The organism is Jannaschia seohaensis, assembly GCF_900116765.1.
GTDB classification, from domain to species: Bacteria; Pseudomonadota; Alphaproteobacteria; order Rhodobacterales; family Rhodobacteraceae; genus Jannaschia; species Jannaschia seohaensis.
In genome coordinates, this window is record NZ_UETC01000001.1 from 234,542 (window position 1) to 258,213 (window position 23,672).

23 protein-coding genes and 2 pseudogenes are annotated in these 23,672 nt (G+C 69.6%); 12 read left to right on the plus strand and 13 right to left on the minus strand.

Translation table 11 applies throughout. The features are described from left to right. The first annotated feature begins 223 nt into the window (after window positions 1–223). Window positions 224–1,591 carry a calcium-binding protein gene (locus DTQ71_RS01125; protein WP_146204785.1) on the plus strand — a complete coding sequence of 456 codons (1,368 nt, stop codon included), beginning with the start codon at window positions 224–226 and terminating at the stop codon, window positions 1,589–1,591. Window positions 1,592–1,601: 10 nt separating this feature from the next. Here DTQ71_RS01125 and DTQ71_RS01130 read toward each other — a convergent pair whose 3' ends face one another. The 4 genes from DTQ71_RS01130 to DTQ71_RS01145 form a co-directional block, all read right to left on the minus strand. After that, window positions 1,602–2,573, minus strand: a complete 972-nt coding sequence (locus DTQ71_RS01130; RefSeq protein ID WP_109562455.1) for an oligopeptide/dipeptide ABC transporter ATP-binding protein — start codon at window positions 2,571–2,573, stop codon at window positions 1,602–1,604. Beyond that, window positions 2,573–3,520 (minus strand): ABC transporter ATP-binding protein, encoded by a 948-nt coding sequence (locus tag DTQ71_RS01135; RefSeq protein ID WP_109562456.1) that lies wholly within the window; start codon window positions 3,518–3,520, stop codon window positions 2,573–2,575. Before DTQ71_RS01135 ends, DTQ71_RS01130 begins: the two co-directional genes overlap by 1 nt. Before the next feature lie 118 nt (window positions 3,521–3,638). Beyond that, the gene (locus DTQ71_RS01140) at window positions 3,639–4,574 is read right to left on the minus strand and encodes an ABC transporter permease (protein ID WP_211317095.1); all 936 of its coding nucleotides are present in this window, start codon (window positions 4,572–4,574) and stop codon (window positions 3,639–3,641) included. Next, complete coding sequence (locus DTQ71_RS01145) at window positions 4,571–5,503, minus strand: ABC transporter permease subunit (protein ID WP_109563101.1); 933 nt, start codon at window positions 5,501–5,503, stop codon at window positions 4,571–4,573. Before DTQ71_RS01145 ends, DTQ71_RS01140 begins: the two co-directional genes overlap by 4 nt. Window positions 5,504–5,732: 229 nt before the next feature. Between DTQ71_RS01145 and DTQ71_RS01150 the strand changes: the two are divergent. The 11 genes and pseudogenes from DTQ71_RS01150 to DTQ71_RS01195 form a co-directional block, all read left to right on the plus strand. Then, window positions 5,733–6,275: pseudogene (locus DTQ71_RS01150) on the plus strand (ATP-binding cassette domain-containing protein); the annotation flags it as partial. Beyond that, on the plus strand, window positions 6,272–6,526 hold the full coding sequence (locus tag DTQ71_RS24745) for an ATP-binding cassette domain-containing protein (protein WP_342768090.1): 255 nt from the start codon (window positions 6,272–6,274) through the stop codon (window positions 6,524–6,526). The pseudogene DTQ71_RS01150 and the gene DTQ71_RS24745, both read left to right, overlap by 4 nt. 3 nt (window positions 6,527–6,529) lie before the next feature. Continuing rightward, on the plus strand, window positions 6,530–6,706 hold the full coding sequence (locus DTQ71_RS24750; protein WP_342768091.1) for a hypothetical protein: 177 nt from the start codon (window positions 6,530–6,532) through the stop codon (window positions 6,704–6,706). Between the two features lie 62 nt (window positions 6,707–6,768). Then, window positions 6,769–7,320 carry a GAF domain-containing protein gene (locus tag DTQ71_RS01160; RefSeq protein WP_109562457.1) on the plus strand — a complete coding sequence of 184 codons (552 nt, stop codon included), beginning with the start codon at window positions 6,769–6,771 and terminating at the stop codon, window positions 7,318–7,320. A 150-nt stretch (window positions 7,321–7,470) separates the two neighbouring features. Beyond that, window positions 7,471–8,469: a BMP family protein gene (locus DTQ71_RS01165; RefSeq protein ID WP_109562458.1), complete on the plus strand. Its 999-nt coding sequence runs from the start codon at window positions 7,471–7,473 to the stop codon at window positions 8,467–8,469. Beyond that, a complete protein-coding gene (locus tag DTQ71_RS01170; protein ID WP_109562459.1) occupies window positions 8,466–9,998 on the plus strand; it encodes an ABC transporter ATP-binding protein in 1,533 nt (510 codons plus the stop codon). Before DTQ71_RS01165 ends, DTQ71_RS01170 begins: the two co-directional genes overlap by 4 nt. Next, window positions 9,988–11,034: an ABC transporter permease gene (locus DTQ71_RS01175; RefSeq protein WP_109562460.1), complete on the plus strand. Its 1,047-nt coding sequence runs from the start codon at window positions 9,988–9,990 to the stop codon at window positions 11,032–11,034. The genes DTQ71_RS01170 and DTQ71_RS01175 overlap by 11 nt, the downstream gene beginning before the upstream one ends. Beyond that, a complete protein-coding gene (locus DTQ71_RS01180) occupies window positions 11,031–11,978 on the plus strand; it encodes an ABC transporter permease (RefSeq protein WP_109562461.1) in 948 nt (315 codons plus the stop codon). Before DTQ71_RS01175 ends, DTQ71_RS01180 begins: the two co-directional genes overlap by 4 nt. After that, a complete protein-coding gene (locus DTQ71_RS01185; RefSeq protein WP_172500034.1) occupies window positions 11,978–13,249 on the plus strand; it encodes an amidohydrolase family protein in 1,272 nt (423 codons plus the stop codon). Before DTQ71_RS01180 ends, DTQ71_RS01185 begins: the two co-directional genes overlap by 1 nt. Window positions 13,250–13,398: 149 nt before the next feature. Next, the gene (locus DTQ71_RS01190; protein WP_109562462.1) at window positions 13,399–13,860 is read left to right on the plus strand and encodes a (2Fe-2S)-binding protein; all 462 of its coding nucleotides are present in this window, start codon (window positions 13,399–13,401) and stop codon (window positions 13,858–13,860) included. 3 nt (window positions 13,861–13,863) lie between these two features. Next, complete coding sequence (locus tag DTQ71_RS01195; RefSeq protein WP_109562463.1) at window positions 13,864–16,038, plus strand: xanthine dehydrogenase family protein molybdopterin-binding subunit; 2,175 nt, start codon at window positions 13,864–13,866, stop codon at window positions 16,036–16,038. Between the two features lie 16 nt (window positions 16,039–16,054). Here the strand turns inward: DTQ71_RS01195 and hypE are convergent, their stop codons facing one another. The 9 genes and pseudogenes from hypE to DTQ71_RS01240 all read right to left on the minus strand — a co-directional run bounded on the left by hypE (window position 16,055) and on the right by DTQ71_RS01240 (window position 23,669). Then, the gene (gene hypE / locus DTQ71_RS01200) at window positions 16,055–17,098 is read right to left on the minus strand and encodes a hydrogenase expression/formation protein HypE (protein WP_109562464.1); all 1,044 of its coding nucleotides are present in this window, start codon (window positions 17,096–17,098) and stop codon (window positions 16,055–16,057) included. Beyond that, complete coding sequence (gene hypD, locus DTQ71_RS01205; protein ID WP_109562465.1) at window positions 17,095–18,243, minus strand: hydrogenase formation protein HypD; 1,149 nt, start codon at window positions 18,241–18,243, stop codon at window positions 17,095–17,097. The genes hypE and hypD overlap by 4 nt, the downstream gene beginning before the upstream one ends. Beyond that, window positions 18,240–18,530 (minus strand): HypC/HybG/HupF family hydrogenase formation chaperone, encoded by a 291-nt coding sequence (hypC, locus tag DTQ71_RS01210; protein WP_109562466.1) that lies wholly within the window; start codon window positions 18,528–18,530, stop codon window positions 18,240–18,242. The genes hypD and hypC overlap by 4 nt, the downstream gene beginning before the upstream one ends. Window positions 18,531–18,534: 4 nt before the next feature. Beyond that, window positions 18,535–20,001 carry a sigma-54-dependent transcriptional regulator gene (locus DTQ71_RS01215; RefSeq protein ID WP_109562467.1) on the minus strand — a complete coding sequence of 489 codons (1,467 nt, stop codon included), beginning with the start codon at window positions 19,999–20,001 and terminating at the stop codon, window positions 18,535–18,537. Next, window positions 20,002–20,841, minus strand: a pseudogene (gene hypB, locus DTQ71_RS01220) (hydrogenase nickel incorporation protein HypB). It lies immediately after the preceding gene. Continuing rightward, window positions 20,841–21,173 carry a hydrogenase maturation nickel metallochaperone HypA/HybF gene (locus DTQ71_RS01225; RefSeq protein WP_109563103.1) on the minus strand — a complete coding sequence of 111 codons (333 nt, stop codon included), beginning with the start codon at window positions 21,171–21,173 and terminating at the stop codon, window positions 20,841–20,843. Before DTQ71_RS01225 ends, hypB begins: the two are co-directional and overlap by 1 nt. 284 nt (window positions 21,174–21,457) lie before the next feature. Continuing rightward, a complete protein-coding gene (locus DTQ71_RS01230; RefSeq protein ID WP_174900354.1) occupies window positions 21,458–22,069 on the minus strand; it encodes a hypothetical protein in 612 nt (203 codons plus the stop codon). Beyond that, window positions 22,042–22,851, minus strand: coding sequence for a [NiFe]-hydrogenase assembly chaperone HybE (hybE, locus tag DTQ71_RS01235; protein WP_109562468.1), 810 nt, complete (start codon window positions 22,849–22,851; stop codon window positions 22,042–22,044). The genes DTQ71_RS01230 and hybE overlap by 28 nt, the downstream gene beginning before the upstream one ends. Beyond that, entirely contained in the window at window positions 22,848–23,669 is an 822-nt protein-coding gene (locus tag DTQ71_RS01240; RefSeq protein ID WP_109562469.1) for a hydrogenase expression/formation protein, read from the minus strand. Before DTQ71_RS01240 ends, hybE begins: the two co-directional genes overlap by 4 nt. Window positions 23,670–23,672 lie beyond the last annotated feature (3 nt).

Below are 23,672 nucleotides of genomic sequence, written 5' to 3' on the forward strand. Positions count from 1 at the left end.
GTCGTGCTGGTCGAGATCTGGCCCGACTTCGAGGGTTATTTGCGGGAGGTGTCGCTCGTCCAGGGCCTTACCGTCGCGACGACCACGGTCTCACCGCAGCAATTCGAGCTGTTCTCCACCTTTGATGGCCCCCTTCTCGGCCCGGTCTCGGAGAACCGCACTCTCTTCGTCCAGGGAGAGACGCTGGCCGCCTTCGACCTGGACGCGGCCACGACGCGGCTGGATGCGGCCTGGCGCGTGCCGTTCGCGGCGCTGGGCGCCGACGTGGACCGCCTGGACACGATCTCGGGGCCGCAGGGTCTCTATAGCGCTGACCGGTGCCGTCACCGAAGACCCGCTCGCACCGCCGAGCGGAGACCCGCTCGGGCGCCTCAACCTGATCGACCCGGAGACCGGCGCGCTGCGGGAGGGGGCCGACATCGTGCCGGTGGCCTCCAGCCTCGTGACGCTCGGGGCGCCGGATGTCGAGATCCTGACCGACGGGCGCGTGGCGACGGCCTTTGTCGTCACGGAGGCCGGTCAAGGGTCGGGCCCTTGGATGCAGGTGGACATCCACGCGCCGGATCTCTCCTCCGTCGAGACCCAGATCGCGCGCCTGCCGGAGCAGGCGCTGCCTCGGGTCTATCTCGACGGGCTCGAGGGCGGTGGCTACGCCGCGACCTACGACCTGCTGTTCGAAGGGGACGAGGGCGATTTCGTGAGGGACTACGTCTCCGTCGCCGAGGTCTTCAATCGGAACGGCCTCTCGATCGGCGCGCGGGAGTTCGAGTGGACGGACCCGGATCCGGCCGACTTCGTCATCTCGGGCACGGCCGACGACCTCGCCATCTTTGAGGATGGCACGATCCTCGGCCGCGGGGCCCTCCCGGGCTTCGGAGGCGAGACGGACCGCCCCGCCATCATCGAGGGCGGGCCGCGCGGCAGGCGGATCGAAGGCTCCACCGCCGATGACACGATCGACGGGGGCGGCGGAGACGACACGGTCCGCGGATCCTATGGCGACGACGATCTCGATGGCGGCACCGGGGCAGACGAGCTGCGCGGCGGCGTGGGCGACGACCGCTATCTGCTGGACGATCCGGGCGACGTCGTGATCGAGGAGGCGGGCGAGGGCCGGGACGAGGTCTTCACCTTCGTCGACCTCGCCGCGCCCGAGCATGTCGAGCGCGTCAAGATCGTCGGAGGAGAGCGCAACGTCCGGCTCGAAGGCAGCGCCGGCGACGATTGGCTGGAGGGCAACCGGCTCGCCAACACGCTGGTCGCCTCCGAGGGTCAGGACACGCTGGTCGGGCGCGGGGGCGGCGACGATTTCGTGCTCACGGCCGACAGCGGCCGCACCGTCATCGCCGATTTCGAGGCCGGGGACCGGCTTTTGATCGACGACCGGCTCCTGGGTCTGGGCGATGCGGAGGACGATCCCCGCGTGCTCGACCGGAACACGTTCCGGAACCTGCGCGAGGCGGAGCGCGCTGGGTTCGACGCCGGGCGCGGAGAGGTCAAGATCGATATCGACGGGGACGGGGTGCGGGAGGTCGTCGCTGTCTTGCAAGGCGACGGGCGCCCCGGTCTGGACGATGTCCTGCTGTTCTGAGGTTGGCGCCTCAGGCCGGGGCGGGCAGCCGGATGCAGGCCGCCTCGCCGCTGCACGTCGGCACCATCGGCGGGCGCGCGGCTCCGCATTCGGCTACCGCGCGCGAGCAGCGGGAGCGGAACAGACAGCCCTCGGGCAGGTCGAGCGGCGAGGGCAGGTCGCCCTCCAGCATCTGCGGCGCGACCTTTACCCTCGGGTCCGGCACCGGCACCGCCGAGAGCAGCGCGCGCGTATAGGGGTGCTGCGGGTCGCGGACCAGGGCACCGGCGGGCGCCCGCTCCATCGTTGCGCCCATATACATCACCAGCACCTCGTCCGAGATATGCCGCACCACGCCCAGATCGTGGGCCACGAAGACGAGCGCCAGCCCTATCTCCCGCTGGAGCGCCTTGAGCAGGTTCACCACCTGCGCCTGGATCGAGACGTCGAGTGCCGAGACCGGCTCATCGCAGAGCAGCACCTTCGGCTCCGCCACCAGCGCGCGGGCGATGCCGATGCGCTGGCACTGCCCGCCCGAGAACTCGTGCGGGAAGCGGTTGGCCTGCGTGGCGGGGATGCCGACGCGGTCGAGCATGGCGAGCGCGGCGTCGCGGCGGGCCTCCGCGTCCATCTCTGGGCGGAAGAAGCCGAGCGGCTCCGCGACGATCTCCCGGATGGTCATCCGCGGGTTCAGCGAGGCGATCGGATCCTGGAAGATCATCTGGACGCGCGACCTGAGCCGCTGCATCGAGGCGCGGCTGCCATAATCGACCCGCTGCCCGTCCAGCGTGACGCGCCCCTGCGCCAGCGGCGCGAGCCCCGCCACCGCGCGGATCAGCGTGGACTTGCCGCAGCCCGACTCCCCCACGATGCCGATGGTCCGGCCCGCTTTCAGCGTGAACGACACCCCGTTGACCGCATGGACGATGCCGGGCGGCGACCAGGGCCAGCGCTTGGTCTGCGCCACCTCGAAGGTGACATGGGCGTCCGTGACCGTGAGCATCACGTCAGCTCCTCGACGGGGCGGAGGCAGGCGCGGCCCCCCGTCAGCTCCGGCAGGGTCAGGCGGCAAGACTCGATCGCGTCGACGCAGCGGGGCGCGAAGGGGCAGCGCGTTGGGAAGGCGCGCTGCGAGGGCGGGCTGCCCGGGATCGCGATCAGTTCGTCCGCCGGATCCTCCACATTGGGCACCGCGCGCAGCAGGCCGCGCGTATAGGGATGCGCCGGCCGCTCGAAGAGGGGCAGGGTCGCCGCCTGCTCCATGATGCGCCCGCCATAGAGCACGATCACCTCCTCGCAAAAGCCCGCAACGACGCCCAGATCGTGGGTGATGAGCACGACCGAGGTGCCCAGATCGCGCTGCACCTCCGAGAGCAGCTGCATGATCTGCGCCTGAACGGTCACGTCCAGAGCCGTCGTCGGCTCGTCCGCCAGGATCAGCTTCGGCCGGCACATCAGCGCCATGGCGATGACGATGCGCTGGTGCATGCCCCCAGACAATTCGTGCGGATAGGCGCGCAGCCGGGCGCGCGCTTCGGGGATGCGCACGGCGTCCATCACCTCCAGCGCGCGGGCGCGGGCAGCGGCGCGGCCCAGCCCCTCATGCTGCTCGACGATCTCGGTCAGCTGCCGCTCGATCCGCATATAGGGGTTGAGCGACGACATCGGGTCTTGAAAGACGATGGCGATCTCGCGCGCCCGGATGCGGTTCATCTCGGCCGGAGGCAGGGTCAGCAGATCGCGCCCCTCCCACAGGACGCGCCCCTCCGCCTCGGCATTCTTGGCGAGCAACCCCATGACCGCCAGCGCCATCTGCGACTTGCCCGACCCGCTCTCGCCGACGATGGCCAGCTTCTCGCCCGCGCCCACCCGGAACGACACGTCGTTGACCGCATGAACCAGCCCGTCGCCGGTGCGGAAACGGATACGGAGAGTCTCGACGCTCAGCATTCCGGTAACGCACTGTCAAGGTTAACGCCCCCCCTGGCTCTCATCTTGCCGAAAATACCTCGGGGAGCGCGAGGGGCTGGCCCCTCGCTCCGACATCGACCCAAGACCCACCGCATCCTCAACGCTCCTTCGGGTCCAGCGCGTCGCGCAGTCCGTCCCCGATATAGAACAGCGACACCTGTGCGATCACGAAGACCGCCGCCGGGAAGGCCAGTTGCCAAAGCGTCCCGAAGGTCATCGTCGCCGCCCCCGCCGAGATCAACGCGCCGAGCGAGGTGTTCGGCTCCTGGATGCCGACGCCGAGGAAGCTGACGAGGCTCTCGGCCATGATGACTTCGGGGATCACGAGCGAGGTATAGATCACCACCACCCACAGGATGTTCGGCGCCAGATGCCGGGCCAGGATCTGGAGGTCCGACATGCCCAGCATCCGTGCCGCGTCCACGAACTCCCGGTTCTTCAGCATCATCACCTGGCCGCGCACGATCAGCAATCCGGCCGTCCAGTTCACCAGGATGATGACCAGGATCATCTGCCCCAGGGAGCGGCCGAAGAAGGCCTGCCAGACGACGAAGAAGATGATGTAGGGGATGGCCAGCCAGATCGTGTAGGCGCCCAGGACGGTGCGGTCGAAGCGCCCCCCGTAATAGCCCGCCAGCGCGCCGATCGTCGCCCCCAGCAGCACCGAGACCGGCCCCGCGACGAAGCCCACCATCAGCGAGGTCCGCGTCCCCTGCACCGTGCGCGCGTAAAGATCGCGGCCCAACTCGTCCACGCCGAACCAGTGCCCATTCGAGAGCGACGGCCCGCCCTCCTCCTTGATTCGGCCCAGGAGGTTCCAGTCGATCTCCTCATAGGTCCAGCGGGCCAGCAAATTTCCGAAGAGCGCGAACAGGATCAGCAGCCCCAGCATCCCCACCGAGACCACCGCCATCCGGTTGCGCAGGAACCGCCGCCCCGCATCCGCCCAGAAGGAGCGGGAGGCGACCATCTCTTCCGCCGCGTCCTCGGCAAAGGCGGGGGAGGTCAGGCGGCGCTTGGCGGCGCCGATCACGACAGCCCCGCCCTGACCTTTGGATCGATCCAGGCATAGAGCAGATCCACCATCAGCGTCAGCGCGAAGGTCAGCACCGCATAAAGGATCGCGAGGCCCAAAAGGATCGAGTAGTCACGGCTATAGGCCCCATCGATGAAGTCCTGCCCGATCCCCCCCGTCGAAAAGAACACGTCGACGAAGACCGAGCCCGTGATCATGTAGACGAAAACAGGCCCCATATAGGTGAGCGTCGGCAGCAGAGCCGGTTTCAGCGCGTGACGCAGGATCACCGTCCGCTCCGGCAGGCCCTTGGCGCGGGCGGTGCGGATATAGGGCGAGCCCAGCACTTCCAGCATTGAGCCCCGGGTGAGGCGCGCGACCGAGGCCATGTAGCTGGTCCCCAGCGCGATGGCGGGCATGACCACGTATTGCCACTGCCCCCCATTCCAGCCGCCGCCGGGCAAAAGGCCCCAACTGAGGGTGAAGAGCAGCACCAGGATCGGGGCCAGCACGAAGTTCGGGAAGATCTGGGAAAAGATCGCCAGCCCCGTCATCGTGTAGTCCCAGAACCCGTTATGCTTCAGCGCCGCGACGATCCCCAGCGGAATGCCGAGCAGCAGCACGAAGACCGCCGACCAGAACCCATAAGTCAGCGTTACCGGAAAACCCTGGGCGATGACGTCGTTCACCGTCCGGTCCTTCTGGGCGAAGCTGGGGCCGAAATCGAAACAGCACAGGATGTTCCGGATATAGGTCCAGAGCTGGACATGCAGCGGCTCGTCCATGCCATAGCGCTCCAGCACGTTGGCCATGACGGCGGGGGGCAGGGGCCGCTCCGAGGTGAAGGGCCCGCCCGGGGCGAGCCGCATCAGATAGAAGGCGAAGACGACGAGGATGAGCAGCGTCGGGATCACCATCAGCAGGCGGCGCAGCGTGTAATTGAGCATGAGCATCCTCAGGCGGCGGACCCTCGGGCCCGCCATAGGGTGACACGATCCGATCCCGAGCGCCAAGGGTGGCGTCACGGCAAAGCCCAATCCGTCAGGGCCGCGCCTACCGGGTCGAGAGCCGAAAAGACCCAGGGCGCGGGGCGCGGGCCCGTCTCCTCATCTTGCCGGAAATACCTCGGGGGGAGTCGGCCTCCGGCCGACGGGGGGCTGGCCCCCCTTCCCGCCTCGCCAAAGGCGCATCTCGATGGTGATGTAGGATCCGAAATCCAGCTTGAACCCGGCCATGGGGGTGGGCGACCAGCTGATCGAGGCGTTCCGGCTGCATGCCAAGGGCTCCCGCAAGGCCGCCCGCGCCGAGGCGCTTGCCATGCGCGACGCCGTGTCGATCACCGACCCGGAACGGGTGAGGCGCGCCTATCCGCACGAGGTCTCGGGTGGCATGGGCCAGCGGATCATGATCGCGATGATGCTGACCTCCGATCCCGACATCCTGAACGCGGACGAGCCGACCGGCGCGCCGGAGGTGTCGGTGCGGCGGCAGGTGCTGACCATCATGGAGGGTCTGTTGCGCGACCGGGGCATGGGGCTGATCTTCATCAGCCACGACCTGAACCTGGTGGCCGCTTCTTGCGACCGGGTGCTGATCATGTATGCCGGGCGGCTGGTCGAGACCTGCGCAGGGAACAAGTTGCACGAGGCGCCGACCGACCGCCTCGCCGTGCTGGACCGGGACGCGGCCTGGGCCGAGGCGCCCGGGGTGTTGTCATGATCGCGATCCGGATCGAGGGGCTGGGCCTCTGGTTCGGCGAGGGGCTTGACCGGGTGGACGCGGTGCGCGGCGCCGGCTTCGAGGTCGCGCAGGGCGAGAGCTTCGGCCATGTGGGTCAGAGCGGCTCGGGGAAGTCCACCATCCTGCGCGCGATCACGGGGCTTGCGCCGCATTGGTCGGGCACGATCGAGGTGGAGGGGGCGCGTCTGCACGGCGCCAAGCACGACCGGCGCTTCTACAAGCGCGTGTAGTTGGTGTCCCACGAGCTGCCGGTGATCGGGCATCTCTGCGACCGGCTGGCGGTCATGCGGCAGGGCGAGATCGTCGAGGTGATGGGGGGCGACCGGCTGCGCGCCATGACCCCGGACCATCCATATAGCCGGGAATTGCTGGCGGCCTCGGTGTATGCGATGGGCGAGACGCGGAGATAGGGTGCCGGGGTTCACCCCCTGTTAAGGGCTGAAGCGCTATCGGACCGTCAGGAGGTCCGATCATGCCCGCGGCCAATCATTCTCTGCCCTCACCCGAAGCTCAGGCGGCGAATCTCGCCGCGCTTCACGCGCTCGATCTGCTCGATACCGATCCCGAGGTCGCGTTCGACGCCGTGGCCAATGTCGCCGCGCGGGTCTTTCGGGCGCCGACGGCGCTGGTCTCGCTCGTGGATGAGCAGCGGCAGTGGTTCAAGTCGCGAGTCGGCATGGCATGCACCGAGACACCGCTGAGCGAGTCGTTCTGCCGCTACGCCGTCGCCTCCCGCGTGCCGACGGTCGTGTTGGACGCGACCGAAGATCCGATCTTTTGCGACAACCCCCTGGTGACCGCGCCGCAAGGGCTGCGGTTCTATGCCGGGGCGCCCCTTTTGCTGGCCGGTGGCGCGGCGATCGGGACGGTCTGCGTGCTCGACTACGCCCCCCGGTCGGGCTGCAACCCGGCCGATCTCGCGGTGCTCACGGATCTGGCCTGTATCGCCGTCGAGACGATCGTGCTTCGGGCGGCGGCCTCCGGTCTGATCCGCGAGCGGCCCTGCCTGCCGCAGACGGTCTGACGGGCGCGTTCGCGGGCCGCCCAGAAAATCGGCCAGGGCGCTTGGCGGGCCGCGCTCCCGGGGCCGCCGGCGCGTGCGAGTGGGCCAGCCCTCTTGACCCCGGGTCCCGGGCAGGAAACTTTCTCGCCAGCAATCTGCCCGGAGAGTCCCATGACCACACGCCGCCACATCCTGATCGGGGCCTCGGCCCTGAGCCTGACAGCCGCCCTACCCGCGCTCGCCGATGGGCACGGACCTATCAAGGTCGCGGGCATCTATACCGTTCCGGTGGAGCAGCAATGGGTCTCCCGCATCCACATCGCCGCCGAGGCCGCCGCCGCGCGCGGCGATATCGAGTATGAATTCACCGAGAACGTCGCCAATACCGACTACCCGCGCGTCATGCGCGAATATGCCGAATCGGGCGTCGACATGATCGTGGGCGAGATTTTCGGCGTCGAGCGCGAGGCGCGCGAGGTCGCGGGCGAGTATCCGGACACCGCCTTCCTCATGGGCTCCTCCTTCAAGGAGGATATGGGCCCGGCGAACCTCGCCGTGTTCGACAACTACATCCAGGACGCCGCTTATCTGTCCGGGATCATCGCCGGCTCCATGACCGAGACCGGCAATATCGGCATGGTCGGCGGCTTCCCCATCCCCGAGGTGAATCGCCTGATGCACGCATTCATGGCCGGCGTCCGCGAGATGCGGGAAGACGCGACCTTCCAGGTGAGCTTCATCGGTTCCTGGTTCGACCCGCCCAAGGCCAAGGAGACGGCCTTCGCCATGATCGAGAACGGCGCTGACATCATGTATGCGGAACGCTTCGGCGTCTCGGACGCCGCGCAGGAACGCGGCGTGCTGGCCATCGGCAACGTCATCGACACCCAGGCCGATTATCCCGAGACCGTCGTCGCCTCCGCCATCTGGCATTTCGAGCCGACCATGGACGCCGCCATCGCCGCCGTGAAGGCGGGCGAGTTCACTGCCGCCGATTACGGGCGCTACAGCTTCATGGACCGGGGCGGCTCCAGCCTCGCGCCGCTGGGCACTTTCGAGGGCAAGGTCCCGCAGGAGGCGCTGGACCTCGTGGCCGAGCGGGAGGCCGCGATCAAGGCGGGCGAGTTCTCGGTCGAGATCAACGACAGCGAGCCGACCTCTGGATCATGACCGAAGGCTTTGGCGAGACGGTCCTCCGTCTCGCCGACATCACCGTCCGCTTCGGCCCCGTCACCGCCAATGAAGGCGTCTCGCTGGAGCTCCGGCGGGGCGAAGTGGTGGCCTTGCTTGGCGAGAACGGCGCGGGCAAGACGACGCTGATGAACGTGCTCTTCGGCCTTTATGCCGCCGACGAGGGCTCGGTCGAGCTGTTCGGCCAGTCCCTGCCGCCCGGCAACCCGCGCGCCGCGCTGGAGGCCGGGGTGGGCATGGTGCATCAGCATTTCACCCTGGCCGAGAACCTGACGGTGCTCGACAATATCGCGCTGGGTACGCGCTCGCTCTGGTCGCCGGTCAGCGGCACGCGCGCCTTGCGCGCACGGGTGCGGGCGCTGGCCGAGGAATACGGGCTGCGCGTCGACCCAGACGCCACAGTCGCCAACCTGACGGTCGGACAGCGCCAGCGCGTGGAGATCCTCAAGGCGCTGGTCCGCGACGCCCGCATCCTCATCCTGGACGAGCCGACCGCAGTGCTGACCCCGCAGGAATCGCTCGACCTTTTCGCCACGCTGCGGCGAGCGGTGGCCAATGGCCTTTCGATTCTCTTCATCAGCCACAAGCTCCACGAGGTGGAGGCGGTGTCGGACCGTGTCGTCGTGCTGCGCCACGGCCGCGTCGTGGCCGAGGCGGCGACGGCCCAGACCTCCCGGGCCGAGATGGCCCGCCTGATGGTCGGCGCGGATATCGCGGCACCCGCGCCGCGTCCCGCTCGGCCCGGCCCCGTGCGCGTGGCCCTGCGGGACGTTACCACGCCCGCGCGGGGCACCGCGACCGGGCTGCGCGGCGTCTCGATGGAGCTGCGTGCGGGCCAGGTCACGGGGCTCGTCGGCGTGTCGGGCAACGGCCAGACCGCGCTGGCCGGGCTGATCGCCGGGTTGGAGCGGCCCGAGCGCGGCACGCTCGAAATCGACGGCAAGACGCCCGCCGTCTGGACGCCCCGCACCGCCGTCCGCGCGGGGATCGGCCGGATTCCCGAAGACCGGCATGGCGAGGGCACGGTCGGAGATTTCGACCTGACCGAGAACGCCATGATGGAGCTCTATTCCCGCTGGCCCTTCAGCCGCGCCGGCTGGATCGACCGGACCTCCGCCCGCGCCTGGGCCCAGAAGATCATCAAGCGCTACGATGTCCGCTGCCCCGGGCCGGAGGCGCCCATCCGTCTGCTTTCGGGCGGCAATATGCAAAAGCTGATCCTGGGCCGGGTGATGGAGACGGCGCCGGACGTGATCCTGGCCAATCAGCCGGTGCGCGGTCTCGATATCGGGGCGCTGACCTATGTGCATGAACAGCTGCTCGCCGCCCGCGACCGGGGCGCGGCGATCCTGCTGATCTCCGAGGATCTGGACGAGGTGATCGCGCTCTCGGACGTGATCCATGTTCTGTCCGAGGGGCGCCTCTCCCCGGGTTTCGAGCGGGGGACGATGACCCCGACCGAGTTGGGCGCGTGGATGACCGGCGCGGGGTTCGAAGATGCGGCTTGAGCCGATCCCGGCACCGTCGCTGGCGCGCCGCGCGGGCTTCCCGGCCTTGGCGCTGGGCCTGACGGCGCTGATCGCGATGGGGCTCGCCGCGCTCGCGGGGGCGGCCCCGGGCGAGGTGGCGTGGCTGGTGGTCAAGGGCGCCGCCGGGTCCAAGTTCGCCCTTTTGGAGACGCTGAACCGAGCCACGCCGCTGATCTTCACCGGGCTGGCCGTGGCCGTCGCCTTCCGCGCGAAGCTCTGGAATATCGGGGCGGAGGCGCAGCTCTATCTTGGCGCGGTTGCCACAGTCGTCCTGGGCACCGGGCTGCTGGACTGGCCCGCCGCGACGCTGCTGCCGGTGCTGGCCGTCGCGGCGATGGCGGCGGGGGCGCTGGCGCTGCTGGTGCCGACCTTCCTCAAGACGCGGTTCGGCGTGGACGAGGTGGTGACGACGCTGCTGCTGAACTTCGTCGCGCTGCTCTTCGTCTCCTACCTGCTGGAGGGACCGCTGAAGGATCCGATGGGTCTCGGCTGGCCCAAATCCGAGCCGGTGATCGACGCGGCCCGCCTTCCGCGCATCGCCGAGGGGCTGCGGCTGCATTGGGGGTTCGGGCTGGCGCTGATCGCGGCCGTCCTGGTCTGGATCCTCCAGACCAGGACGATCTGGGGATTCGAGATCCGGGCCGTGGGCCTGAACCTCAAGGCGGCGCGTTTCGCGGGGATGCCGGTGAACGCGGTGCTGGTCCGCACGGCGATCCTCTCGGGCGGGTTGGCGGCGCTTGCGGGCTTTTCCGAGGTCGCGGGCGCCAAGGGCAACCTCACCACCGATCTGAGCCCCGGCTTCGGCTATACCGGCATCATCGTCGCCATGCTGGCGCTGCTGCATCCCTTGGGCGTGGTGGTCGCGGCGATCTTCGTCGCGGGCATCTTCGTGGGCGCCGACAGCATGTCCCGCGCGGCCGGCGTGCCCAGCTTCATCGCCGACATCACCCTGGCCTCGGCCTTGCTGGCGATGATCCTCGCCCTGGGCCTCACCAGCCTGAGGATCCGGCGATGAGCGAACTTTTCGACATCCTCCTTTCCGCCAGCTTTTGGGCCGCCGCGATCCGCATCGCGAGTCCGCTGATCTTCGCGGCCATGGGCGAGCTGATCTGCGAGCGCGCGGGCGTGCTGAACCTCGGGATCGAGGGGATCATGGTCGTCGGCGCCTTCGCGGGTTGGATGGCGGTCTATTCGGGGATGGGCCTCTGGCCCGGGGTCGCGGTGGCGCTGGCCTCGGGCATGGCGTTCGGTCTGCTGCATGCGACGCTCACGGTGCCTTTCGGCTTGTCGCAACACGTGGTCGGCCTGGGCATCACCCTGCTCGCCACCTCAGCGACCTATTACGCCTATCGCATCGCCCTGCCGCAGGTGAACACGCCGCCCAAGATCGACGCGTTCGATCCCTATGCCATTCCGGGCCTGTCCGACCTGCCTCTCGTCGGGGAGGCGCTCTTCACCCAGACGCCCCTCACCTACGCCGCCTTCGTGACCGCCGCGCTGGTGGCCTTCGTGCTGTTCCGCACGCCGCTCGGCCTCGCGATCCGCGCCTGCGGGGAGAACCCGGCCGCCGTGGCCGCCCAGGGCCTGCCGGTGACGGGGCTGCGGATGGGCGCGGTGATCGTCGGCTCGGGGCTGATGGCGGTGGGCGGCGCGTTCCTGACCATGTCCGCCTTCGACAGCTTCTTCTTCGAGATGGTCAACGGGCGCGGCTGGATCTGCATCGCGCTGGTGGTCTTCGGCGCTTGGCGCCCCGGCAAGACGTTGCTGGGCGCGGTGCTGTTTGCCGCCTTCGACGCGCTGCAGATCCGGCTGCAACAGACCGAACTCGGCGCGGTGCTGCCCTATCAGGCCTTCCTGGCCGCGCCCTATATCCTGTCCATCCTGGCCCTCGTCGTCATGTCGCGGCGCGCGCAGGTGCCCGCCGCGCTGATGGTGCCGTTCCGCAAGGGAGAACGCTGATGCTCGACCTGATCGTGAGGGGCGGCACGCTGCCCGACGGGACCACCGCCGATATCGGCATCCGTGGCGACAAGATCGCCGAGATCGCCCCCCGGATTGAGGCCGAGGCCCCCGATATCGACGCGCGCGGCGACCTCGTCGCGCCCCCCTTCGTCGATCCGCATTTCCACTTGGACGCGACGCTGAGCTATGGGACGCCGCGGGCCAACCGCTCCGGCACGCTGCTGGAAGGGATCGACCTCTGGGGCGAGTTGCGTGACATCGCCACGGTGGACGAGATGATCGACCGGGCCGTGGCCTATTGCGACTGGGCCGTGTCCATGGGTCTGCTCGCCATCCGCACCCATGTCGACACCACGCCCGACCATCTGCGCGGCGTGGAGGCCATGCTGGAGGTGCAGCGCCGCGTCGCCCCCTATCTCGACCTGCAACTCGTGGCCTTCCCGCAAGATGGCCTCTTCCGCGCGCCCAATGGGCTCCGGAACCTGACTCGCGCGCTGGACATGGGCGTGGGCGTGGTCGGCGGCATCCCCCATTTCGAGCGCACCATGGAGGAGGGCGCCCGCTCGGTCCGCACCCTCTGCGAACTGGCGGCCGCCCGGGGCTTGCCGGTCGACATGCATTGCGACGAGACCGACGATCCGATGTCGCGCCATATCGAGACGCTGGCCGCCGAGACCACGCGCTTCGGCCTGACCCAGGTCGCCGGGTCTCACCTGACCTCGATGCACTCGATGGACAATTACTACGTCTCCAAGCTGATCCCGCTGATCGCCGAAGCGGGCATCGCCGCCATCCCGAACCCGATCATCAACATCACGCTCCAGGGCCGCCACGACAATTATCCCAAACGCCGGGGCCTGACCCGGGTGAAGGAGATGCAGGCGGCGGGCATCGCCGTCGGTTGGGGGCAGGATTGCGTCCTGGACCCGTGGTATTCGCTGGGCACGGCGGACATGCTCGACGTGGCTTTCATGGGGATGCATGTCGCGCAGATGACCCATCCGGCCGAGATGGCACGCTGCTTCGAGATGGTCACGGCGACCAATGCCGCGATCCTCGGGCTCGATTACGGGCTCCGCGTCGGCGCCCCCGCCTCGCTTGTCGTGCTCGACGCCGCCACCCCGACAGAGGCGCTGCGCCTGCGCCCCGCCCGCCTCGCCGTGATCTCCAAGGGCAAGGTCGTCAGCCGTCAGCCCCGTGGCGCGGCGACCCTCACCTTGCCGGGCCGTCCCGATACGGTGGATCGCAGGCACGCGCCGCACCCCTGACGCGCCTGCCCTCTGCCCATCACGGGTTTCCAAATACTCAAAGTCCGACCGCGCGTCCCGCGCGGCATGGGAGGCGAGGCGCCACGCTCATCTCTAGCCCTGAGGCCTTTCGGCTCTAGCTCCGGACACAGACCGAGAGGAGACCGCGAATGGCTATCACCCTCACCGTGAACGACGAAGAGGTCACGCTCGACCTCGACCCGGACACCCCGCTGCTTTGGGCGCTGCGCGACCATCTGCGCCTGACGGGGACGAAGTTCGGCTGCGGCATCGCGCAATGCGGCGCTTGTACCGTTATGCTGGACGGCTTCGCGCAACGCTCCTGCGTCACGCCGATCGGCGCGCTGGAGGGCGCGACGGTCCAGACCATCGAAGGGCTGGACGGACCCGAGGCCGAGGCGGTGCAGGCCGCCTGGACCGAGATCAACGTGCCGCAATGCGGCTATTGCCAGTCCGGTCAGGTCGTGTCGGCCACGTCCCTCCTGCGGGAGGTGCCCAAGCCCTCCGATCAGGAGATCGACGACGCCATGGCCGGCAATCTCTGCCGCTGCGCCACCTATGCGCGCATCCGCAAGGCGATCCGCCAAGCCTCCGACAGCCTGGAGGCCTGAGCCATGCATCCCATCGTCAAACCCGCCTTCGCGCCGCGCCCGACCCGCCGCGGCTTTCTCGCCGGGACCGGCGGCCTGATCCTGGGCCTGCATCTCGCGCCCCAGGCCCGCGCCGAGAGCAGCGCGCCGACGGCCCCCACGCCCGGCGCCTTCGTCCCGAACGCCTTCATCCGCGTGGCCCCCGACGACACCGTGACCGTGTTGGTCAAGCATATCGAGATCGGCCAGGGCGCGAATACCGGCCTGCCCCTGCTGGTCGCCGAGGAGATGGACGCCGACTGGTCCCAGATGCGGGCTGAGCAGGCGCCGTCCAACCCGCAGCTTTATGCCAACGCCGCTTTCGGCATCCAGGGCACGGGCGGCTCCACCGGCCTCTCCAACAGCTACATGACCATGCGGCGGGCGGGCGCGGCGGCGCGCGCCATGCTGGTCTCCGCCGCCGCCGATCTCTGGGGTGTGCCCGCCGCCGAGATCACGGTGTCGAAGGGCGTCGTCGCCCATGGCCCGACCGGCAATGAGGCCAGCTTTGGCGCCCTGGCCGAGGCCGCGGCAAAGGGTCCGGTCCCCGAGGACGTGGCGCTCAAGGATCCGGCCGACTTCACCCTGATCGGGGCCGAAGGGATCACTCGCCTGGACGCGCGGTCCAAGTCCACCGGCCAGGCCGAGTTCACCATCGACGTCTACCGCGACGGCATGCAGGTCGTCGCCATGGTGCATCCGCCGAAATTCGGAGCGACTGTCGCCTCGGTCGATGACAGCGAGGCGCTGGCAATCCCCGGCGTGCGCGCGGTGCGGCAGCTGCCCTCGGGCGTCGCCATCTATGCCGACGACACCTTCGCCGCCTTCCGCGGCCGCGATGCCGTGGTCGTGGAGTGGGACGAGAGCGCCGCCGAGACCCGCGGCACCGATGAGATCGTGGAGACCTTCACCGCCGCCGCTCGCACCGCCAGCCTCGTCGCCGAGGAAGCGGGCGATGCCGATGCGGCCTTGGCCGGGGCCGAGCGGGTGATCGAGGCGGAATATGTCTTCCCCTATCTCGCCCATGCCGCGATGGAGCCGCTCGACGGCGTCATCGAATGGGATGGCTCCGCGGCCGAGATCTGGTCCGGGATGCAGATCCCGACCACGTCCCACGCCACGCTGGCCGGCGTCATGGGGCTGGGCCAGGAGGCCGTCACCATCAACACGATGTATACCGGTGGCAGCTTCGGGCGCCGGGCCACGCCGGACAATCACTTCGCCGCCGAGTTGGCGAATGTGGCGATGGCCGGTGGGCCGGGGGCCTACAAGCTGCTCTGGACCCGCGAGAACGACATGCAAGGCGGCTATTACCGTCCGCTGACGGTGCATCGTCTGCGCGCGGGGCTCGATGGCGCGGGCAACATCACCGGCTGGGTGAACCAGCTCGCCAATCAGTCGATCATGCGCGGCAGTCCCTTTGAAGCGATGATGCAGGGCGGGCTGGACCCGACGAGCTACGAGGGCGCGAACGACTTGCCCTACGAATTGCCGAACCGGCGGCTGGCCTGGGCCGAGATGCGGAGCCCGGTGCCCGTGCTCTGGTGGCGGGCGGTGGGGCATACCCATACCGCCTATGCGGTCGAGACCTTCCTCGACGAGGTGCTGGAGACCGGGGGCCGCGACCCGGTGCAGGGGCGGCTCGACATGATGCGCGCCGACCGCCCCCGCGACCGTGCCGTGCTGGAGCGGGTGGCCGAGATGGCGGGCTGGTCCGGCCCGGGCACGGGGGACCGGCGCTATGGCGTGGCCATGGCGCGCAGCTTCGGCAGCTATGTCGCGCAGGTGGCCGAGGTCGAGGACCGCGACGGCGCGCCCCATGTCACCCGCGTCTGGTGCGCCGTCGATTGCGGTCTGGCCGTGACGCCCGACGTGGTGCGCGCGCAGATGGAGGGCGGCATCGGCTATGGCCTGTCCTCGATCCTGGGCGAGGCTGTGACGTTGGAGCCGGGCGGGCGCGTCGCCCAGGTGAATTTCGACGGCTACACGCCGCTGCGCCTGCCGGAGATGCCGCGGATCGAGGTCTCGATCCTGCCCAGCGCGGAGCCGCCCAGCGGCGTGGGCGAGCCCGGCCTGCCGCCGATCGGCCCAGCGGTCGCCAATGCCTGGAGGGCGCTATCGGGCCAAGCGGTCCGCCGCCTGCCGATGCGCCCGGCCTGACGCGGGGTGCCGCGCGTCAGCAGATGCGCGGCAGCTGCTCCCCCACCAGCATGTCGACGATGCGCGCGCCACCGAAGGCGGTGCGCATCGTGACCGGCACGGGGCCGCGGGTGACGGCCCGGCCCACGGCGCACGCGTCCTCGCCGCCCGGCACGGCGCGCATGGCGGCGAGCGCCGACTCGGCCTCGTCCGTGGGGACGAAGACGACCAGCGCGCCCTCATTGGCGAGGTCGAGCGGATCGAGGCCGAGGATCTCGCAGACCCCCTTCACCTCCGCCCGGATCGGCAGCGCGGCCTCGTCCAGTTCAACCGAGACCCCCGCCGTCTCCGCCATCTCGTTGAGCGCCGAGGCCAGCCCGCCCCGCGTCGCGTCCCGTGCCGCGCGGGCGTTCGGGGCGGCGGCGAGCACCGCCTCCATCACGCCGTTCAGTGGGCGGCAGTCGCTGGCGATGTCGGTGCTGACCATCAGGTCGCCCCGCGCCGCGAGGATGGTCGCGCCGTGGTCGGCCAGCACGCCGTTGACCAGCGCCACGTCGCCTTCGCGGATCCGCTCCGCCCGCAGATCGCGGCCCGCCCGGATCACGCCCACGCCCGAGGTGGTGATGAACAGGCCGTCGGCCGAGCCGCGCTCGACCACCTTGGTGTCGCCGGTGGCGATGCGGACGCCCGCCGCCGCCGCCTCGCGCACCATCGAGGCGACGATGCGGCGGAGCGTGGCGAAGGGCATGCCCTCCTCGATGATGAACGAGGCGGAGAGCCAGAGCGGCTCCGCCCCGCCGGCCGCCAGATCGTTGACCGTGCCGCAGACGGCGAGGGTGCCGATATCGCCGCCGGGGAATTCCAAGGGCGTGACGACGAAACTGTCGGTCGTGAAGGCGAGGCGCGCCCCCGGTTTCGCCAGGGCGGCATGGGTCAGGCGGGCCTGGTCCTCCATGGCGTCGGGCCGGAAGGCGGCGACGAAGATCTCGTCGATCAGGTCGCGCATCGCGCGCCCGCCGCCGCCATGGGCCAGGGTGACGGTCTCGCCGCGCAGGCGGGTGATCGGGGCGGCCATGTTCATTCCGCGGCCTCCATCTGGGCGGCCCGCGCGCCGCCATAGGTCCAATAGGCCGCGCAGGCCCCCTCGGACGACACCATCAAAGCGCCCAGCGGCATGTCGGGTGTGCAGCCACGGCCGAAATGCGGGCACTCGGTCGGCTTCATCCGGCCCGTCATCACGGCCCCGCAGGCGCAGCCCTCGGGCTCCTCCACGACGCGGCGGGCGGTGACGTAGCCGATTCCGAACTTTTCCTCGGCGTCGAACCCAGCATAGACGGGCCGGATGCGCAGACCGGACGCGTCGATCTCCCCCAGGCCGCGCCACTCGAAGGTGGGCCGGGTCTCGTAGACATCCGCGATGGCGGCGAGCGAGATCGGGTTTCCATGCTCCGGCACGACGCGGGCATATTGGTTCTCGACCTCGGCGCGCCCGTCACGGATCTGCTCCAGCACCATCAGCACGGATTGCAGCAGGTCCAGCGGCTCGAACCCGGCGACGACGATGGGCTTCCCGTAGTCTTCGGCGATGAAGTCATACGGGTGGGTGCCGATCACCATCGAGACATGGCCGGGGCCGACGAAGCCGTCGAGCGTCATATGCGGGTCGTCGAGCAGGGTCTTGATCGGCGGCGGCACGGTGATGTGGTTGCAGAAGACCGAGAAGTTGGCGATGCCTTCCCGCGCGGCGGCCTGGATCGAGAACGCGGTCGACGGCGTCGTCGTCTCGAAGCCCAGGCCGAAGAACACGACCTCCCGCTCAGGGGTGCGGCGCGCGAGTTCCAGCGCGTCGAGCGGCGAATAGACCATGCGGATATCGGCGCCCTCGGCCTTGGCCTGGAGCAGCGACTTGCGGGTGCCGGGCACGCGCATCGCGTCGCCGAAGGTGCAGAAGATCACGCCCAGGCGCTCCGCGATCTCGACGCATTCGTCGACCCGGGACATGGGCAGCACGCAGACCGGACAGCCGGGCCCGTGGATGAACTCGATCCCCTCGTGGACCAGTTTGTCGAGTCCGTAGCGAAAGATCGCGTGCGTATGCCCGCCGCAGATCTCCATGATGTGGAGGGGCTTTTCCCGGGTCGCGCCGATCTCGTCGGCCACGCGGGCGATGGCGGCCAGGACGCCCTTGGCGGCAGCCGGGTCGCGGAATTCCTCGACATATCTCATTGTGCGTCCTCCAGGGCCTTCGCGCCTTCCGCCATCGCTTCCAGGGTCTCCTGCGCCTCGCCGAGGCCGCGCAGCGCTTCCAGCGTCTCGGCGGCTTCGGCTTCGTCGATGACGGCCATGGCGAAGCCGACATGGATCAGAACCCAGGCGCCGATCAGCGCATTGAGGTCAGCGCCTGCCACGGGCACGACCGAGACCTCGCGGCGGACGCCCGAGATTTCGGCCATCGCCATCTGTCGGCTTGCGTCGGTAATGGCCACGATCTGGCCGGGGATGCCGAGGCACATGGGCTCAGTCCTCCTTTTGGGTGGCGTGGGGCTCGATGCCGTAGCGGTCGAGCTTGGCGCGCAGGCCGACGCGGCTGAGGCCCAGCTCGGCGGCGGCGCGCGACTTGTTCCAGGTCAGCCGGGTGAGCGTCTCGCGCAGGATGCGCATCTCCATCATCTCGACCCGGTCCTTGAGCGTGCCGTCTAATGTGCCCACATCGGCCATCCGGTCGGCGCCCGCCTCGTGCGGCGCGGCCTGGAGGATGTGGCGGGAGATCAGCTCCGGCCCCAGCGTCATGTCCTGCGCCAGGATCAGCATCCGCGTCACCTCGTTCTTGAGCTCCGGCAGGTTGCCGGGCCAGTCGTACCCCTCCAGAAATTCCAGCGCCGCCGTCGACAGGCCGCCGGCGGGCTTGCCATGTTCCGAGGCGGCGTCCTGCACGAAGCGTTCGGCCAGTAACGCGATGTCGCCGGGGCGGCCGCGCAGGGGCGGCAGGGCCAGCTCCGTGACCGAGAGGGTGAAGAACAGATCGGTGCGAAAGCGGCCCTGGGCCACCGCCTCGCGCAGATCGCGGTGGGAGCCGGCGATGACGCGGGGGGTCGCGGTCAACGTTTCGTGCCCGCCCACGGGTTGGAATGCGCCCTCGGTCAGGATGCGCAGCAGCGCGATCTGCATCTCGGGGCTGAGCGTGTCGATGCCGTTGAGGAACAGCGTGCCCCGGTCCGCCTTTTGCAGCAGCCCGACGCGCGCCTGCTGGCCGGTCGACACGCCGCGTTTCACCCCGAAGAGCTCGGCGGCGAGCGGCCCGTCGGGCAGGCCAGCGCAGTTGATCTCGTGAAAGGGGCGGTCGGCGCGCAGTGAGCCATAGTGCATCGCGCGGGCCAGGTCGGCCTTGCCGGTCCCGGGCTCGCCCGTCAGCAGGACCGGCACGTCGAAACTGGCGAATTGCCGCGCCAGGGCGATCACCGGGTTCAGCGCGGAATTCGGCCCCCGCAGCACCCGGTCGAAGCCCAGCCCCTCCTGTAAGACGCGGCGCCGGTCCTCCAGCTTTTCCGAGGCGGTGGTCCCGAGATAGCGCATCTCCAGCGTCATCCGCTCATGCTCGCGCGAGAGCTCGAACAGGCGGGCGGCGTTGCGCACCGCCATCAGGAGTTGGTCGGGATGCCAGGGCTTGGTAATGAACTGGTAGATGCCTGCGGCGTTGATCGCGTCGATCATGTCCGAGGTGTCGGTATAGCCGGTGACGATCATGCGCACCGTCTCGGGCCAGCGGTCGCGCACCTCGGTCAAGAGTTCGATGCCGGTCTTGCCGGGCATCCGCTGGTCCGAGACGATGACCTGGACCCAGTGCTCCTCCATCAGCGCCCAGGCCTCGGCCGCGTTGGCGGCGGTGAGGACGGCGAAGTCGTCCTCCAGCGCCATCGACATGGCCATGGTCGAATGTGGCTCGTCATCGACGACCAGCACGGTGGGGAGAGAGCGGGCCGCCATCTAGCCGGCCGCCTTCATCGGGCGCTTGGCAGCGGCCCGGGTGGTGAGCCAGTCGATCCAGGCGGCCATCCCCTCGCCGGTGCGGGCGGAGACCCGGAGGATGTCGATCGTCGGATTCACCCGGCGCAGGTTCGCCTCATGGAGGTCGAGATCGACATCGCAATGCGGCGCGAGGTCGATCTTGTTGAGGATGGCGAGGCTGGCGGCGGTGAACATGTCCGGATATTTCAGCGGCTTGTCCTCGCCCTCGGTTATCGAGAGGATCGCGACCTTGGCGTCCTCGCCCAAGTCGAAGGCGGCGGGGCAGACGAGGTTGCCCACATTCTCGATGAAGAGAGTGGTGCCGGGGGCGGGGTCCAGGTGGTCGAGCGCAAGGCGCACCATATGCCCGTCCAGGTGACAGCCCTTGCCGGTATTGACCTGCACGGCGGGCGCGCCGGTGGCGCGGATGCGGTCGGCGTCGTTGGTGGTCTGCTGGTCGCCCTCGATCACGGCGACGGGCGCGTCCATCGCGCGGATCGTGGCGCAGAGCAGCGTCGTCTTGCCCGAGCCGGGGGAGGAGACGAGGTTGACGGCGAGACTGCCCAGCGCGGCGAGGCGGAGTCGATTGGCGGCCGCTTAGCGGTCGTTCTGGCTCAGGATCCCGGTCTCGATCTCGATCAGCCGTTCCTGGCTCATGCCCGGGACGGAGACGCCGGCGGGGCCGTGACCGCAATGGATGTCGCCATGCGCGTGGTGATGATGATGGTCGTGATCGTGGTCGTGACGGTGGTCGTGACGGTGATGGGCGTGGTCATGCCCTTCGACCGTGCCATCGCCGCATCCGCAAACCGTGCACATCAGATGACCTCCATGTCCTTGATCCTCATCTCGTCGCCCCCCTCCGGGACGAGCTTGCCGCCGCCGCAGGTCGGGCAGGGGTCCAGCCTGCCGTCGAGCTCCACCGTCTCGGCGCAATAGAAGCAGAGCGCGCGGCCCGGCAGGTCGATCATCTCCAGCGCCGCGCCTTCGGCCTTGGAGCCGCGCATCACGACCTCCCAGGCGAAGCGCAGCGCGGGCTTCTCGACGCCGGCGAAGCGGCCGATCTCCAGCCGGACGCGGGTGACGCGCGTGACGTCCTCGCCGGCGGCGGCCTGGTCCACGACCCGGCGAATGCCTTCGCAGAGCGACATCCATGCATGGCTGACCTCCCCCAGAGAAACGGATCTCAGCCGAACGGGGCTGCACGGGTCGAGTATGTCAAGCATCAGCGGCCCGAGACCCGCCTTGGCGGGCGGAAGCGTCGCAAGCGCGCGGTCCAGGATGCCCCCGGGCGTGAGCAGTTGGTCGGTCGGCGTGATCCGGGCGAAGTCGGTGACGCGGCCGCACGCGACGGTCAGACTGATGCCGTAGGTACCCCGCGCGGCGGGGGCGATGGCCTCGCCGGACTGGACCTGGATCGCGGGCAGCGCGCCTGTCAGCGCCGCCTCCACGTCCCAGAGTCGGGCGGCGGCGCGCCAGAGCGGCCCCCGGCCCCGGCGCGCCTCGATCCAGCGCATCGCGGGCTTGTCCATGTGGCGCGCGGCAACCGAGTTCTCGCAGGGCGCGCCGTCGCAGAGGCGGGCGCGGTCGACCGGGGGCAGGCCTTCGGCCACGGCTTCGCCCGGGCGAAGACGTCGTCGATGCGCGCCAGGATGGCGGCGGCGCCCTGGCCCGAGGTCAGGAACGCCTCCATCGCGGCGGGCGTCTCGGGCGCGCGGCCCGCCGGTCCGAAGACGGCGCGGGCTACGGCCGGCCCCCCTTCTCGCCAATCCGGCGGGAGCGGGTGGGGTGCGCATCCGAAGAACCCCGGCCAGGTCACGAAAAGCTTGAGCAGATGGTCGCGCAGTATCTCGGTCGCGATCCCCTGGGCATCGGGCGCTTCGCCCAGCGCGGCCGCAACGGCCGCGCCCTGGGCGCAGCGGCACAGCGAGAAGATGCGCGGCAGCACCGCCCGGACCTCGGCGACGGGCCGCCCCAGCACCAGCCGGTCCACGGCCACGCCGGGCGCGGCCTGCACGGTCAGGGTAGGGTGGCCTGCGTCCAGCATCCGTCCGCTCCGACGCCGGGATGCGCCTGCGACAGAGCGCCCGTCACGACCGCGCGGCGGGTGGGCGCGGCGGGCGCCTCGGGCGGCGGCGCCAGTTCCGCCTCGCGGGCGGCGCGGATATCGGTGGCGCGGTCGGTGCCTGCGCGGTGGGCGGGGTCGAAGAGCGCCCGCATCACCGCCTCGGCCACCTCGACCGCGCTGGCCTGGTCCTTGAACTGCCCCATCGGCGAGAACAGCGAGCAGGCCTTGTAGCCGCCGATCTGCTCGCGGGTGTTCTGGATGAACTCGTAGGCCCCGGAGGGGAAGTCGATCACCTCCTTCTCGCCCGCGATCAGATCCGACCAGTCGTCGCCATCGGGCAGCAGGATCAGGTTCATGAACCACTGGCTGACCAGCACGCCCAGGAGGTTCCCCTGATGGGCGCGGAAGCCCACGGCCTGCACCTTGAGCGCCTTGTTGACGATCGGCACGTCGCGCATCTTGCCGTGGAAGACCTCGGTGAAGTCGGCCACGAGCCGGTCGGTGACGGCCTTGACGCGGGCCGCCTCGCGCAGGGCGTCGGCCCCCGCGTCGGACAGGACCATGAATTGCGACTTGTCACCCGAGCAGGTCGGGCAGGACCAGTCATGCGGCAGGTCGGTGAAGGGTGTGCCCGGTTCGACCTGACGGAAATCGTCCCCCTGGGCTGGATCGTAGGGCGTCCAGCAGATCTTGCACTCCATGATCGCCTGGGGGCTGATCCGGTCCTTGGCGCCCAGGAAGCTGCCTTCGAAGCCGCTCATCGGATCGCCTCCAGCACGTCGCGCAGGCGTTCGGCGCTGTCCATCAGATCCTCCAGCCCGGCCTGGGCGACCTCGGGCATGTCGGTGACTTCGAACGTGTCTAGGATCAGGCTGTCCATCGAGTTGAAGAACTGCACCCGCCAGACATGGGGCAGCGCCGTCGCCCGGCAGCGGCAGTTGCCGTAGCCCCGCGACAGAATGTCGGTCGCGCCCTGGCCCAGCCGCGTCTCCAGCCAGGCGAGATCGCCCTCGGTATGCGGCAGGAGCGTCAGGTTGACGACATGCAGATCCGCGGAGTTGTGGCCCGCCGATTTGTCGTGAAGCTCTGCCAGCAGCGACGGGGCGTTGAAGACGCTCGCGTCCTTGGGCAGGTCGCGGGCGGGGAGGATCGGCTCGAAGGCGCGGCTGCGGGCGGCCTGGGGCACACGGCCCACCTCGATGGCGTCGAGCCCAGGGCCGGTGACGCCCCAGAGGCCGGCGAAGACGCTCTCCTGCACCGCGAGGGCGGGCAGGCCGCGGATTTTCATGGCGACTTCGCCCTCGCCAATGGTCTCGGCGACGAGGCGGCGGTTGGCGGGATCCAGACCGCGCAGGTCGACGGTCTCGTTGGCGCCGCCCTTGGCGACCCGGTCGGCGGCCTCCACGAGGCTCGTCAGCAGGGCCAGAGCGGGGGCCAGGCCCTCCGCGTCGTCGATCTCGGGCAGGCGGGCCGTGTAGGTCCGCATGTCGCCCGGAAGCTCCATATAGGCCAGCTCATTGTCCGGCTCGGGTTGGGAGCCGGGGCCGAAGCCGATGGGGGGCAGTTGGAAATTGTCCATGGG

Bases quoted from the DNA above. Each gene is read 5' to 3' on its own strand.
- DTQ71_RS01230 (WP_174900354.1), bottom strand. From the start codon at position 22,069: ATGCTGGACGCAGGCCACCCTACCCTGACCGTGCAGGCCGCGCCCGGC.
- hypE (WP_109562464.1), bottom strand. From the start codon at position 17,098: ATGAACATGGCCGCCCCGATCACCCGCCTGCGCGGCGAGACCGTCACC.
- DTQ71_RS01185 (WP_172500034.1), top strand. From the start codon at position 11,978: ATGCTCGACCTGATCGTGAGGGGCGGCACGCTGCCCGACGGGACCACC.
- DTQ71_RS01240 (WP_109562469.1), bottom strand. From the start codon at position 23,669: ATGGACAATTTCCAACTGCCCCCCATCGGCTTCGGCCCCGGCTCCCAA.
- DTQ71_RS01160 (WP_109562457.1), top strand. From the start codon at position 6,769: ATGCCCGCGGCCAATCATTCTCTGCCCTCACCCGAAGCTCAGGCGGCG.
- DTQ71_RS01170 (WP_109562459.1), top strand. From the start codon at position 8,466: ATGACCGAAGGCTTTGGCGAGACGGTCCTCCGTCTCGCCGACATCACC.
- hypC (WP_109562466.1), bottom strand. From the start codon at position 18,530: ATGTGCCTCGGCATCCCCGGCCAGATCGTGGCCATTACCGACGCAAGC.
- DTQ71_RS01175 (WP_109562460.1), top strand. From the start codon at position 9,988: ATGCGGCTTGAGCCGATCCCGGCACCGTCGCTGGCGCGCCGCGCGGGC.
- DTQ71_RS01145 (WP_109563101.1), bottom strand. From the start codon at position 5,503: ATGCTCAATTACACGCTGCGCCGCCTGCTGATGGTGATCCCGACGCTG.
- DTQ71_RS01165 (WP_109562458.1), top strand. From the start codon at position 7,471: ATGACCACACGCCGCCACATCCTGATCGGGGCCTCGGCCCTGAGCCTG.
- hybE (WP_109562468.1), bottom strand. From the start codon at position 22,851: ATGAGCGGCTTCGAAGGCAGCTTCCTGGGCGCCAAGGACCGGATCAGC.
- DTQ71_RS01130 (WP_109562455.1), bottom strand. From the start codon at position 2,573: ATGCTCACGGTCACGGACGCCCATGTCACCTTCGAGGTGGCGCAGACC.
- DTQ71_RS24745 (WP_342768090.1), top strand. From the start codon at position 6,272: ATGATCGCGATCCGGATCGAGGGGCTGGGCCTCTGGTTCGGCGAGGGG.
- DTQ71_RS01190 (WP_109562462.1), top strand. From the start codon at position 13,399: ATGGCTATCACCCTCACCGTGAACGACGAAGAGGTCACGCTCGACCTC.
- DTQ71_RS01195 (WP_109562463.1), top strand. From the start codon at position 13,864: ATGCATCCCATCGTCAAACCCGCCTTCGCGCCGCGCCCGACCCGCCGC.
- DTQ71_RS01135 (WP_109562456.1), bottom strand. From the start codon at position 3,520: ATGCTGAGCGTCGAGACTCTCCGTATCCGTTTCCGCACCGGCGACGGG.
- DTQ71_RS01215 (WP_109562467.1), bottom strand. From the start codon at position 20,001: ATGGCGGCCCGCTCTCTCCCCACCGTGCTGGTCGTCGATGACGAGCCA.
- DTQ71_RS01180 (WP_109562461.1), top strand. From the start codon at position 11,031: ATGAGCGAACTTTTCGACATCCTCCTTTCCGCCAGCTTTTGGGCCGCC.
- hypD (WP_109562465.1), bottom strand. From the start codon at position 18,243: ATGAGATATGTCGAGGAATTCCGCGACCCGGCTGCCGCCAAGGGCGTC.
- DTQ71_RS01225 (WP_109563103.1), bottom strand. From the start codon at position 21,173: ATGTCGCTCTGCGAAGGCATTCGCCGGGTCGTGGACCAGGCCGCCGCC.
- DTQ71_RS01125 (WP_146204785.1), top strand. From the start codon at position 224: ATGCGGCCTGGCGCGTGCCGTTCGCGGCGCTGGGCGCCGACGTGGACC.